This window comes from Arenibacter sp. F26102, from assembly GCF_023015865.1.
Classification (GTDB): Bacteria; Bacteroidota; Bacteroidia; order Flavobacteriales; family Flavobacteriaceae; genus Arenibacter.
In genome coordinates this window covers 82,784-96,557 of the sequence record NZ_JALKBC010000013.1, presented here as the reverse complement: position 1 = coordinate 96,557, position 13,774 = coordinate 82,784, and the positions used below count along the sequence as shown (strand labels likewise).

Annotated in this window: 11 protein-coding genes; 10 read left to right on the top strand and 1 reads right to left on the bottom strand. The window is 40.4% G+C overall.

Going from position 1 to position 13,774, the window contains the following annotated elements:
* The first annotated feature begins 93 nt into the window (after positions 1-93).
* Positions 94-1,431 (top strand): aspartyl protease family protein, encoded by a 1,338-nt coding sequence (locus MWU78_RS17070; protein WP_246999947.1) that lies wholly within the window; start codon positions 94-96, stop codon positions 1,429-1,431.
* A gap of 199 nt (positions 1,432-1,630) precedes the next feature.
* Here the strand turns inward: MWU78_RS17070 and MWU78_RS17065 are convergent, their stop codons facing one another.
* Complete coding sequence (locus tag MWU78_RS17065; protein WP_187585824.1) at positions 1,631-2,017, bottom strand: DUF1573 domain-containing protein; 387 nt, start codon at positions 2,015-2,017, stop codon at positions 1,631-1,633.
* Positions 2,018-2,215: 198 nt separating this feature from the next.
* On the opposite strand from MWU78_RS17065, the gene MWU78_RS17060 reads away from it, so the two are divergent.
* The 9 genes from MWU78_RS17060 to MWU78_RS17020 all read left to right on the top strand — a co-directional run bounded on the left by MWU78_RS17060 (position 2,216) and on the right by MWU78_RS17020 (position 13,724).
* Positions 2,216-4,846 (top strand): valine--tRNA ligase, encoded by a 2,631-nt coding sequence (locus tag MWU78_RS17060; RefSeq protein WP_246999945.1) that lies wholly within the window; start codon positions 2,216-2,218, stop codon positions 4,844-4,846.
* Positions 4,847-4,921: 75 nt separating this feature from the next.
* The gene (locus MWU78_RS17055; protein WP_246999936.1) at positions 4,922-5,938 is read left to right on the top strand and encodes a Gfo/Idh/MocA family oxidoreductase; all 1,017 of its coding nucleotides are present in this window, start codon (positions 4,922-4,924) and stop codon (positions 5,936-5,938) included.
* Positions 5,939-6,105: 167 nt separating this feature from the next.
* Complete coding sequence (locus tag MWU78_RS17050; RefSeq protein WP_246999934.1) at positions 6,106-6,867, top strand: CDP-alcohol phosphatidyltransferase family protein; 762 nt, start codon at positions 6,106-6,108, stop codon at positions 6,865-6,867.
* A gap of 188 nt (positions 6,868-7,055) precedes the next feature.
* Complete coding sequence (locus MWU78_RS17045; RefSeq protein WP_246999931.1) at positions 7,056-8,123, top strand: LacI family DNA-binding transcriptional regulator; 1,068 nt, start codon at positions 7,056-7,058, stop codon at positions 8,121-8,123.
* A 9-nt stretch (positions 8,124-8,132) separates the two neighbouring features.
* Entirely contained in the window at positions 8,133-9,218 is a 1,086-nt protein-coding gene (locus tag MWU78_RS17040) for a PmoA family protein (RefSeq protein WP_246999929.1), read from the top strand.
* Between the two features lie 55 nt (positions 9,219-9,273).
* Entirely contained in the window at positions 9,274-10,626 is a 1,353-nt protein-coding gene (locus tag MWU78_RS17035; RefSeq protein WP_246999927.1) for a Gfo/Idh/MocA family oxidoreductase, read from the top strand.
* Between the two features lie 9 nt (positions 10,627-10,635).
* Complete coding sequence (locus MWU78_RS17030) at positions 10,636-11,628, top strand: Gfo/Idh/MocA family oxidoreductase (RefSeq protein ID WP_246999925.1); 993 nt, start codon at positions 10,636-10,638, stop codon at positions 11,626-11,628.
* A gap of 2 nt (positions 11,629-11,630) precedes the next feature.
* On the top strand, positions 11,631-12,455 hold the full coding sequence (locus MWU78_RS17025; protein ID WP_246999923.1) for a DUF1080 domain-containing protein: 825 nt from the start codon (positions 11,631-11,633) through the stop codon (positions 12,453-12,455).
* A 51-nt stretch (positions 12,456-12,506) separates the two neighbouring features.
* On the top strand, positions 12,507-13,724 hold the full coding sequence (locus tag MWU78_RS17020) for an amidohydrolase family protein (protein ID WP_246999920.1): 1,218 nt from the start codon (positions 12,507-12,509) through the stop codon (positions 13,722-13,724).
* Positions 13,725-13,774 lie beyond the last annotated feature (50 nt).

Here is a 13,774-nt window from a genome sequence, read left to right as displayed (position 1 = left end):
CCTTATTTGATTCCATATTAATATGTTAAATCATTCTGTCGCATAATCTATTGTTTGTAAATTTAAGGGAATAGGTTGCTTAAAATTGGAAAAATGATGGCTTTTTTAAGACATATGGTTTTCCTTATCTGGTGTTGTCCAGTTTTATTGTTTTCCCAAAATTACGAATTGCCTCAATGGGAAAAATACCAAAAGGTAAAGTTTAAACTGGTCAATAACCTCATTATTGTTCCTGTAGAGGTGAATGGGACAAAGCTTGCATTTATTTTGGATTCAGGGGTCAATAAGCCCATACTCTTTAATTTATTGGATAATGATTCCATTCAAATAAACAATGTATCCGAAATTGCAATAAAAGGCCTGGGAGATGGTGAAGCCATTGATGCTTTGAGTTCTAGTGCCAACGTTTTTAAAATTGGTAAAGCAGTGAATCATGATCAATTGTTGTATGTGGTCATGGATAGGGAGCTTAATCTTTCGCCCAGGCTGGGTATACCGGTTCATGGAATAATTGGGTATGACCTCTTTAGGGATTTTGTTGTTGAGGTTAATTACACCTCAAAATATCTTAAACTTCATTCCCCAAATTTATATAGGATCCAAAAGAAGGCCAGGACCCAAACTCTTCCTCTGAATATTGTTAAAAATAAAGCCTATGTTCAAGGGAATGTATTTATGAAAAATAAGCATAGCATTCCTGTTAAACTTTTGATAGACTCCGGAAGTTCTGATGCTATTTGGCTTTTTCAGGATATGGAAAAAGGGCTGGGTGTCCCCAAAAACAATTATGAAGATTTTTTAGGCCAGGGGCTCAGTGGTAGCATTTTTGGAAAGAGAACAAAAATTGAGGGAATTAGTTTGGGTAATTTTCAACTTAAGGACGCCAAAGCGGCATTTCCGGATATACAATATTTTAAATCCATAACTTCCTTTGGGGATAGAAATGGTAGTTTGGGTGGTGAAGTCTTAAAGAGATTTAACCTAGTTTTCAATTATGGTGCGGGGACGCTAAGTTTGCGTAAAAATGCTCTTTTTAATCGCCCATTCGATTTTAATTTGAGCGGGATTGATCTTCAGCATAATGGCGTTCGTTATATTTCCGAAAGCTTAGCCGATGCCAGGGGAGTAGTGATAAAGGACGATGGGAAATCTTTTGGGAATGTGCAACTACTCTTCCAAAATAGGACCAGACTTAGTGTTGTGCCAGAGATAGTGGTATCAGGAATACGTGCCGGTAGCCCAGGTCATAAAGCGGGTTTGCAGGAAGGGGATGTTATTCTCGCGGTCAATGGAAAAAAGGTGCACAATTACAAACTTCAGCAAATCCTACACATGCTCAATGAGAAGGAAGGGAAAAAGGTAAAGGTCTTAATAGAGCGTTACCAAAAGGACAAGCTGCTTACCTATGTCCTAAAAGATGTTTTTAAATAAATGGAATTTAGCCTCAGGGCGGGTCCTGGTCTCTTTGGGGTAGGGGTGTTAAACCGGAAACCGTGCTGGAAATGCAGGATTCGTTCGACTATCGTCTTTCAATGTGCCTGTGGCTAGAGAAAGACGGGTCCCGGGAATAAAAAAAGCTTGTTAAATACTTTATAAAGTACTAACAAGCTTTTTGTTTATAGGGAAGAGTTTATTTGCCTTCTGGAGGCAATACTTTTCCTTTTATTTTTAACACTTTCGTAGGGGTGTCAGCATTGGAAATTACAGTAATTGCCTTTGCAATTGGACCTACTCTGTTGGTATCATATTTTACTTGGATCTCACCTGTTTTGCCTGGTAAGATTGGTGCATCCGGTTTTTTTGGAATGGTACATCCACAGCTGGAGCTAACTTTACTTATAACAAGTGGAGCATCCCCTGTATTCGTAAATTCAAATATCCTTACACCATCGCTTCCTTTGGCGATTTCACCATAATCAACGGTTTCTGCTTTGAATTTAATTTTCGCTACATTTTCTTGAGCGGTTAGGCCAAAACCTAAGAGACCAATAAATAGAACTAGTACTATTTTTTTCATTATTTTTAGTTTTTGGTGAATTTCAAAAGTAAATGTTTTTAATGAACCTCCAAAATTCTTTTGTTATGTAATAACGTTACTTATTTTTGTTTCGTATTTCTATTTGGACAAAAACCTTGGAATTACTTCATGTTTAACATTAAATTTGCACTCAATTAGTAATCGCCCGATAAGGGTTAGCAAAAACTGTTCCAAATAATGGAAATTCCTTCAAAATATGAGCCTCAAAAGATAGAGGGCCAATGGTACGACTATTGGACAAAGCATAATTATTTTCATTCCACCCCAGATAATAGGGAGCCCTATACCATTGTTATACCACCACCAAATGTCACCGGTGTACTGCATATGGGGCACATGTTGAACAACACCATACAGGATGTATTGATTCGTAGGGCCCGTTTAATGGGGAAAAATGCCTGTTGGGTGCCAGGAACAGATCACGCTTCCATTGCTACGGAGGCTAAAGTGGTTGCCAAATTAAAAGAACAGGGAATAGATAAAAAAGCTATCTCCCGAGAGGAGTTTATGAAGCATGCCTGGGATTGGACGCATGAATATGGTGGGGTGATTTTGGAACAATTAAAGAAATTGGGCTGTTCCTGCGATTGGGACCGAACCAAGTTTACCATGGATGACAATATGTCCGCTTCCGTTATAAAAGTCTTTGTGGATCTGTATAACAAAGGGTTGATATATAGGGGATACCGCATGGTTAATTGGGACCCAGAGGCGAAAACAACCTTGTCCGATGAGGAGGTAATTTATGAGGAAAGACAGGGGCTGTTATACTATTTAGCTTATAAAATTGAGGGGACTGACCAAACAGTGACCATTGCTACTACTAGGCCGGAGACTATTTTAGGGGATACTGCTATCTGTATTAACCCCAATGATGAACGTTATGCCCATTTGAGGGGTAAAAATGCAATCGTTCCTATTTGCAATAGGGTAATCCCCATTATTGAAGACGAATATGTTGATGTGGAATTTGGTACAGGTTGTCTTAAGGTGACACCGGCACATGATGTCAACGATAAGGCCTTGGGAGAGAAACACAATTTGGAGACCGTGGATATCTTTAATGAAGATGCCAGTTTAAATAGTTTTGGACTCCATTATGAAGGCCAAGATCGTTTCGTGGTCAGGAAGGCCATTTCCAAGGAATTGGAAGAAAAGGGGTTTTTGGTAAAGACCGAACAACATCTTAATAAAATTGGTACATCGGAAAGAACCAAAGCAGTAATAGAGCCAAGATTGTCCGACCAGTGGTTTTTAAGCATGGAACAATTGGCAAAGCCCGCAATAAAGGCGGTTTTGGAGGATGAAGATATAAAGTTGTTCCCTAAAAAATTCGAAAACACCTATCGCCATTGGATGGAAAACATCCGCGATTGGAATATTTCCAGACAATTATGGTGGGGACAACAAATTCCGGCCTATTATTTTGGGGACGGACAGGATGATTTTGTGGTTGCAGAAACCAAAGAAGCGGCCTTGGAATTGGCTAAGAAAAAATCCGGAAATTCGGGGTTGACCTTGGACGGCCTTAAGCAGGATGTTGATGCTCTGGATACCTGGTTTTCTTCTTGGATCTGGCCAATAAGTGTATTTAATGGGATTTTGGAACCCAATAACGAGGAGATAGAATACTACTATCCTACCAATGATTTGGTTACCGGTCCGGATATCCTGTTTTTTTGGGTGGCAAGAATGATCATTTCAGGCTATGAATATCGCCAGGAAAAGCCCTTTGAAAACGTATATCTTACCGGATTGGTGCGCGATAAGCAAAGACGCAAAATGTCCAAGTCGCTCGGAAATTCGCCTGATGCCCTTCAGTTAATTGAAGATTATGGTGCAGACGGAGTTCGTGTTGGACTTTTATTGAGTTCCGCAGCAGGTAATGATTTAATGTTCGATGAAGCCTTGTGTCAACAAGGAAAAAACTTTGCCAATAAAATCTGGAACGGATTCCGTTTGGTTAATGGATGGGAGGTTGCCGATCTGCCACAGCCAGAGGCTTCCAAGTTGGGAATTGAGTGGTATACCGCAAAATTCAACAAAACCCTTGCTGAAATAGAAGATCATTTTAGTAAGTACCGTATCTCGGATGCATTAATGGCTATTTATAAATTGGTTTGGGACGATTATAGTTCCTGGTTATTGGAAATTATAAAACCAGCCTACCAGCAGCCTATAGATAGAATTACATTTGAAGCTGTAATTAATATTTTTGAGGAAAACTTAAAGTTATTGCACCCATTTATGCCTTTCCTAACGGAGGAGGTTTGGCAGCATATTGCAGAACGAACCCCTGAGCAGGCTTTGGTAATTGCGAAATGGCCAAAAGTAAAGGCCGTTGATGTGGAGCTGATTGAAGGTTTCAATTTTGCCTCGGAAGTAATTGCCGGAGTCCGAACTATTCGCAAGGAAAAGAACATTCCCATGAAAGAGGCGCTTCAATTGTCTGTATTGAATGATGGGGATATTTCTCGGGATTGGGATGTGGTTATTGCCAAGTTGACCAATTTATCGGCAATCGAATATGTGGATAATGCGGTGGAGGGCGCCTTGACGTTTAGGGTGAAGTCCAACGAGTATTTTGTGCCAATGATCGGCGCAATTGACATTGAGGCGGAAATTAAAAAATTGGAGGAAGAATTGGAGTATACAAAGGGCTTTTTGGTTTCCGTAAGAAAGAAACTTTCCAACGAACGTTTTGTTAGTAATGCTCCTGCACAAGTTATTGACTTGGAAAGGCAAAAGGAAGCGGATGCGCTTGCCAAGATAGATACTTTGGAGAAAAGCTTGGCCAGTTTGGGGTAGCTGTTTGTCATCCCTTTAATCAAGATGCTCTCAGTTTAAGGAAAATACACATGATTTAATGAAAGCATCTTGATTATGGTGATAAAAACAATAAATACCGGGATTCTTTCTTTTGGAATGTCTGGTACATTATTTCAGGCCCCTTTTTTAAATGAGCACCCTGGATTCCAGTTAACGGCAGTTGTTGAAAGAAGTAAAAAATCAGCTCACAAGAGTTATCCAAATATCAAAAGTTACGATACTGTTGACCAGCTTATAGCGGATAAGGATATAGATCTGGTTGTGGTAAATACGCCTAATCCAACGCATTTCGAATTTGCCCTTAAGGCGCTTAAAGCAAAAAAGCACGTTTTGGTAGAAAAACCATTTTGCGTCACCAGTTCTGAGGCCAAGGAACTTTTTGCAGAGGCAAAAAAAGTTGATCGTATTATTCTACCTTATCAGAATAGAAGGTATGACAGTGATTTTCTTTCCGTTAAAAGGGTGTTGGAGTCAGGTAAGCTAGGATCATTGGTTGAGGTCCATATGCGGTACGATCGGTACCGACATCATATAGGTCCTAAGATTGCCAAGGAAACCCCAGTGCCTGGTAGCGGCCTCTTGTACGATCTTGGTCCGCATTTATTGGATGCGACCATAGCACTTTTTGGATATCCACTGGAATGGAGTAAGCACACTGGGCAATTTAGGCCAAAAACCCAAGTGGATGACTATGCGCACATACATTTGTTGTATCCCAAGGGTGTGCAGGTGTTTATAACTATGAGTATGTTGGTGGTGCAACCCCAGGCCTCATTTGTTCTTAATGGTACCAAGGGTACCTTTGTTAAGCCTCGAACGGATATTCAGGAGCAGCAATTGTTGGCCGGAATGAGTCCCGGTGATCCTTTATTTGGAATCGAGGAATCCGATAATTTCGGTGTACTCACTACGATTGTAGAAAATGGCGAAAAACAGATCGAAAAAATTGAATCTGCTAAATCGTCCTATATTAATTTATTTGAAGATGTTTATAAGTCCCTTGTGGATGGAATTCCATATCCCATAACCGAAAAGGATATTATATTACAATTAGAGATTCTGGAAGGGTAAATGGGTTTTGGTTACGTTTGCTAAATTCTTTTAAAAACCTCCCTGTTTTCTGTCATAACTTGTACCATTATCCCTAGGTTTTTGAACGAGGTAAATAATTTCCTTCTTATTTAATCGTATATTTAGGTAGCTAAGTAAATAAAAATGCTCTGTAAAAAAACCTAAGAATGTCTAAATTGCCGGAAGACCATAAATTTTTAGACCTTTCGGATTATGGGAGGCCAATAGCTAGGCTTATTGCGAACGCACTAAAGTCAACGGCCGTTACCCCTATTCATGTTACTTTTGGATTCCTTGTCTCCGGTGTTATAGCTGTTGGGTGTATGTATCACGCTTATTATTGGTGCGCAGCCCTGTTTTTTATTTTAAAATCTATCTTGGATGCTGCTGATGGTGAGTTGGCAAGGATAAAGGAAACGCCTTCCTATACCGGTCGATATTTTGATTCGGTGTCTGATATTGTATTGAATATCTTAATATTCTTGGTGCTTTGGCGAATAACCAGTACAGATTTTGGTTTAACTCTACTGGCATTTTTAGGGTTTCAGTTGCAAGGTACCCTGTATAACTATTACTATGTAATTCTAAGAAATAAGTTTCAAGGAGATGTTACCAGTCGAATCTTTGAATCCGGGACTCCTGTGGCAATGGTAGGGGAGCATCAACGAAATGTGAACATCCTTTTTTGGTGGTATAAAATACTTTATGGCAGTTTTGATCTCATTATTTATAAACTCGATGCCGAGGCCGCCAATGGCAGGCGACTTCCCAATTGGCTTATGACTGCAGTTTCTACTTTTGGGCTTGGGTTTCAGCTTTTGATCATAAGTGTTATGCTTGTTTTGGGATGGGTAGATTATATAATTCCTTTTTTTATTATTTACTCCATATTTATTTTCTTGTTTATTGCGATTAGGAGGTCATTGTAAGGAATGCTTAAATCATCGTTTTTTTATTTTTAAATAAGTGTGTGCTTACACATTTTCATTGAATTTCTAGATAATATCCCTTAAATTTTACTAAAAATGGCTGAAATGTCTTTTTAATTTTTATATTTGTGTACCTACACACTTTTATAAATTAATAATAATCATGTATTTGTTAAGGCTGGTTTTCAATGGTAAAAAATAAAAAAACCACTATTCAGGATTTGGCGGACTATGCCAATGTTTCCATTGGAACCATTGATAGGGTGTTGCACAATAGGGGTAAAGTCTCTATCGCCAAAAGAAAAAAGGTGGAAGAGGCCATTGAGAAGTTGAATTTTAATCCCAATCTGTTGGCCAGAACATTGGCTTTAGGAAAACAGTTCACTGTTTGTACCCTTTTCCCCGAGGCGACCACTCCCCAAAGTTATTGGACGTTGCCAAGAGTAGGTGTGGACCAGGCAATGGAGCTGCATAGGGATTTTGGGATGGAGTTGGATCCCTACGAATTCAGTTTATTTGACGAATCCAGTTTTGTCAAAAGTGCCGATGTTATTCTGGGGAAGAATCCAAGTGGTGTAATTTTAGCTCCCCTTTTTGAGAAGGAAAGTTTAAGCTTCATGAAAAAGCTGGAGGACAGGAATATTCCCTATGTCTTTATTGATGCCAATATTCCGAATAGGAAAAACCTCAGTTATATTGGGTCCGATTTGAAGGGCAGTGGGTATATAGCCGGCAAATTATTGAACTCAATTTTGGGTCCGTCAGATGATATCCTTGTTGTAAATCTGGTAAAGGGCCTCGAGAATAGTGCCCACACTGGAATTGTAGAAAAGGGATTTAGGGAATTCTTTAAAAGCCACTCGGTATTGGGAAATAGGAAAATAAATTCCATTACCATACCCTCAACCCTCGAGACAGAGATAAGCAGGGAGCTAACCAAATACTATATTAAAAATCCAGGTACTAAAGGGGTGTTTGTCAGTAATTCCAGGGCGCATCTAATTTCTAGGTATCACGCGTTGCATGAACTGGACATAAAGGTGGTGGGGTTTGATATTGTTCCCGGAAATGTGGAGGAATTGAAGAATGGAAATATCGATTATATTATTTCTCAAAGACCTGTTATTCAAGGGGTAACTGCCGTAAAGACATTGTTCGATTTTTTTGTTTATAAAAAATCGCCCCCAGTGGTACAGTATGTGCCGTTGGATATAATTATTAAGGAAAACGTAGACTACTATATTAATTTTCAATAAGTAAAAGAAATGAAAAAGAGAATTAAAATAAGTTTACCAATGGCCGCTCTTTTGCTCCTAGTTCTGAGTTCCTGTGGTAACGGAAAGTCCAATAAGAATAAGATGAAACCTGAGCAAGAATCAGAAAAGCAGGCTATTAGGGTAGAAAATAAAGTGTCGGAACAAAAAGTGGATGTCTATTTCGGGGATGAATTATTTACTTCCTACATCTATCCGGATAATATCATGAAACCATGCTTATGGCCTATAGTGACATCGGAAGGCACGGAAATTACGCGTAAATACCCATTGAAGACAGTGGCCGGAGAACGTGCCGATCATCCGCACCATATAGGAATGTGGATGAATTATGGGGATGTAAATGGTATTGACTATTGGGGGCATTCAGAGGCTACCCCTGAAGATAGGAAGGCATTTAGTGGCGTAATTAGACATCAAGAGGTAATTGAGGCCAAGGCCGATGATGCACAAGGGACCATTCGCGTCAAGACTAAGTGGGAAGCAAGGGGGCGTACCCAAATTACAGAAGACATAGAGCTTCATTTTATGGATATGGGCAAGGTCAGGGTCATTGATTGGATAAGTACTTTAACGGCTCAAGAGGATATTTTATTCAAGGATACCAAGGAAGGTATGTTTGCCATTAGGGTGAGTCGAGAACTGGAATTGCCATCCGATGATCCACTAACGCTAACGGATGCACATGGAAATCCAGAAACGATAAAAGTGATTAATAATGATGTGGTTTCTGGGGATTATCTAAGTAGTGAAGGAATTACAGGTGAGGATGTTTGGGGTACCCGAGGCAAATGGATGAAACTTTTCGGCAAATACAAGGAAGGGAAAGTTGCGGTGGTGATTCTTGATCATAAAAAGAACCCAGGTTATCCGGCCTATTGGCATGCTCGGGGCTATGGCCTTTTTGCAGTAAATCCGTTAGGGCAGAATGTGTTTTCGGACGGTAAGGAATCAATGAACCTGAGCTTAAAGAAGGGAGATTCGGTTCGTTTTGCTTTTCGTACCCTAATATGTTCGGGAGTAGTCTCCGACGAGGATATCACTAAACTGGGGCAGGATTTTTCGAATCTGTATTAGGCTTTTTTAAAATATAGGAGATAAAAAATATAATTAACGTTCAAACTTGAATAAAATGGAATCAAATTCAAACTCGAGGAGAAGTTTTATAAAGAAAACTGCTGCAAGTTCGGCCCTAATTGCGGCTACTGGGATGCTCCCACAATTTAGCGCTAAAAGTTATGCCCGAATTATAGGGGCCAACGATCGTATCAATGTTTCAATGATGGGGGTTAACAGTAGAGGTGATTCCTTGGCTAAAAATTTTGCGAACCAAAAGAACTGTGAGATAATCCATGTCTGTGATGTGGATAGTAGGGCTATCCTAAAATGTACGGCCAATGTGCTTGACCGGCAAGGTAGGAAGCCTAAGTCTTTTGTCGATTTCCGAAAATCCTTGGAAAGTAAGGATGTGGATGCTATGGTTATTGCCGCGCCCGATCACTGGCATGCTCCGGCATCGCTCTTGGCCATGGAAGCCGGAAAACATGTATATGTTGAAAAACCATGTAGTCACAACCCAAATGAGGGAGAAATTTTGGTTCAGGCCGCAAAAAAATATGGACAGGTCATACAGATGGGAAACCAACGCCGCTCATGGCCCAATGTGGTTGAAGGAATAAAAGCCTTGAAGTCCGGTGCCATAGGAAGAGTGTATTTTGGAAAGGGATGGTATACCAATAATCGCGAGTCTATTGGGGTTGGGAAAGAAGTTGGGGTTCCGAATTGGTTGGATTGGGACCTTTGGCAGGGTCCAGCTCCCAGAATGAATTATAAGGATAATATTGTACACTACAACTGGCATTGGCTTTGGCATTGGGGAACAGGGGAAGCCTTAAATAATGGCACCCATATGATTGATTTATTGCGCTGGGGTATGGAGGTAGACTACCCTACCAAGGTAAGCTCCAATGGCGGCAGATATCGATATCAGGACGATTGGGAAGCACCAGATACACAGGTAATCAATTTGGATTTTGCAGACGGAATGTCCATGTCCTGGGAAGGTAGAAGCTGTAACGGGAATCCTATAGAAGGTAGTTCCGTTGGAGTTATGTTCTATGGAGAAAACGGTAGTTTGCTTATACCTGGTGGTAACAGCTATTCCATTTTCGATTTGGAGGGTAAACTGGTGAAAGAGGTGAAAAATACTCAGGAAATAGACCCTAGAAATAAATCCAATCCGGCCGAACTTCTGGACGCCTTACATATACAGAATATGTTCGATGCCATTTCAAACGGTACAGCCCTAAATGCAGATATAGATTCGGGACATAAAAGTACCTTATTGGTACAACTGGGAAATATTGCACAACGTAGCGGTAGATCATTGAATATTGACCCTCAAAATGGACATATTTTAGGGGATAATGAAGCTCAAAAATTATGGAGCCGTTCTTATGAAAAAGGATGGGAAATGAAATTATAATATAGAAATATGGCAAATAGAAGATCGTTTTTGGAAAAGCTGGGCAAAGGGGCAGCCTTTTCAACATTGGCACTGTCCTTACCGTCAACAGTGTTTTCCCAGATAAAATTTGGAAAAACGCCGGTAGCGAAAAACAAGATTATCGGTATCATTGGTGCCGAGAATTCACATACCAGAGGTTTTGGTAAAATGTTCAATCTGGATAAGAATTTTCCAGGTTGGGAGGTTAAATATGTTTGGGGCGAAAAGGAAGAATTTGCCCAACTGGCCAAGGAAGAAGGCGGCATTCCCGTTATTGTAAAAGAGCCATCGGAAATGATGGGCAAGATCGATGCGTTGATTGTGGATCACCGATATGGAGATCTTCATCTGGATGCAGCATTACCATTTGTAAAAGCGGGTATACCCACCTTTGTGGACAAACCCTTTTGCTATAGCAGCCAGGCCGCAAAAATATTTTTGGAAATGGCTAGAGAGGTCGGTACTCCCGTTACTTCCTACAGTTCCATTGCCCATAGCAATGCCACCGAAGATATGAGGAAGCAATTGGCGGAAATGAAGGACATAAATCAAATCACTTGTTATGGCAAAGCGGATATTAATTCCATTTATGGTGGCTTTATCTTTTATGGAGTGCATATGGTAGAACCCCTTATCTATCTTTTTGACGAAAAAATTGTTTCCGCTAGGTTCAACAAGAATGAAAAGGACAATTTGAACAGTAGTGCCAGTTTAATATTTGACAATGGAAGGATGGCTACCTTGGTCATTACGACCAAAAAGTACGGCTGGCAGACCTTTGTTGAGACAGATGAAGGAGTGGTTGAATTGAAGTCCAGAGTGGAAACGGTGGGTCCGGATAAGAATTATGTGGATATGGTAAACATGTTCAGTACCGGTAAGGAGCCCCGAAGCCACGAGAGTATCATTCATGGTATAGCGGTTTTGGAAGCAATACAGAAATCAGTAATCAGTGATAATTGGGAATCAGTAAAATTATAATTATGAAAAACTATTTTAAGTCCAATTTTTGGAATTGGGCTTGTGCGCTAACAATCGTGTTTGTATTTATTGGATGCAAGAACAAAGAGAAAAAGGTGCTTGAGAATGACAAGGCTACGGTACAACTACAAAATAGCCTAACGGATATGGAAAAAGAGCAAGGTTGGGAACTACTTTTTGATGGCATGTCGTTTAAAGGTTGGCGTGGTTTAGGTAGGCAAAATGTTCCAACCGAACTGTGGAAAATCGAGGATGGTACCATACGAAAACTGAATTTTGGGGAGGTAGAGACCCTGCCTGATGGACAACCGATGGAAGGGGGCGATTTAATGACCGTGGACACTTTTGATGATTATGAACTGTATTTTGAATGGAAAATATTAAAGGCGGGCAATACAGGGTTAAAGTATAATGTGTCCGAAGAATTATCACAAAAGTTCGGATCTGACCATTCGGCCCTGGGGTTTGAATATCAATTACTGGATGATTCCGATACACTTTATGCGGGCAAATTAAAACTTTCCCAATACACTGGAAGTCTTTACGATATGATTGCTGCTGACAATGCCGATGTCAGGCCTGCAGGTGTGTTCAATTCTAGCCGTATAGTAGTCAATGGTAAGCAGGTAGAGCACTGGTTAAACGGAAAAAAGGTAGTTGAGTATGAATTTGGCACCCAGCATTTGGATTCCCTGTTCCAAAAAAGTAAGTACGTGGAGTATCCAGGGTTTTTGGAAAAAAGAAAGGGGCATATTGTCTTGCAAAACCACGAGGATGATGCGTGGTTTAGGAATATTAAGATTCGGGAAATTAAATCTGGAAGTTAGGTTCTGTTGACATTGTCAAGGGTCTGATAATTCTAAATTAAACAAATTACTATGATATTAAAATGTACGTCAATTATAGCACTATTCTTTTTTTGTAATATGGCAACAGCACAGTCAAATGATACTTACGGGATAGAGGGAGTTTTGTATTCCGATGAGGGATGGGTCTCCCTTTCTATCACAAACGGAAAAATTTCGGGAATTGACCGCTTAGATAAGGAAGCGAACCTTTCAAAAATGTATATAGCCCCGGGTTTGATAGATGTCCAGATCAACGGATATATGGGGGTCGATTTTTCAGGTCCCGATCTTACGGTTGAAGGAATACGGAAAGCTACGAAAGCCTTGTGGAAGGCCGGTGTAACCACATATTTTCCAACCGTCATTACTAGCGATTTCAATAGATTGAAAAAGAATTTTGCCATTCTGGCCCAGGCACAAAAAGATCCGGAAATAGGAAAGTCAATTCCAGGGTTTCATCTGGAAGGTCCTTACATATCACCATTACCAGGTTTTAGGGGAGCACATTTGGAGAAGTATATAAAAAATCCGGACTGGGAAGAATTTAAGGAGTTGCAACGGGCGGCCAACAACGGCATAAAGTTAATAACCTTGGCTCCTGAATTGGACGGTGCCATCCCCTTTATCCGCAACTGTGTGGCCAATGGCATAACAGTGGCACTTGGGCATCATAATGGTAGTGCAGAGGATATAGAACGTGCCATAGATGCAGGGGCAAAAATGGCTACTCATTTGGGTAACGGCTGTGCCAACGAAATTAATAGGCATCATAACCCCCTATGGCCACAGTTGGCAGATGATAGGATTACGCCTAGCCTGATAGCAGACGGATTTCATTTGACCAAGGAGGAAGTCCGCAGTTTTTATAAGGTAAAAGGGCCGGATAAAACTATTTTGGTGTCAGATGCCTTGGATTTGGCAGGCTTGCCCCCGGGAGAATATACCCGTGGGGAACGTACCTTATTGCTGACCCCCAACGTGGTAAAATTACCCAAGGAAAATGTTCTGGCCGGGGCAGCATCACCTATTAGTGCCTGTGTGGGGGTAATTATGGATTATACCCAATGTACTCTTAAAGATGCCATACAAATGGCAAGTACCAATCCTGCAAAAATGTTCTCATTAAATGACTTGGGAGAAATAGGACAAGGAAAAAAGGCGGACCTTATTCTTTTTAAGTTGGAAGATAATAAGGTGGTTATTCATAAAACATTTGTGTCGGGACAATTGGTTTATTCTAAAGAGTAGCTTCTGCTTCTTCAGATCTTAAATAAGGGAAAAATAAAGCATAGGGCTAT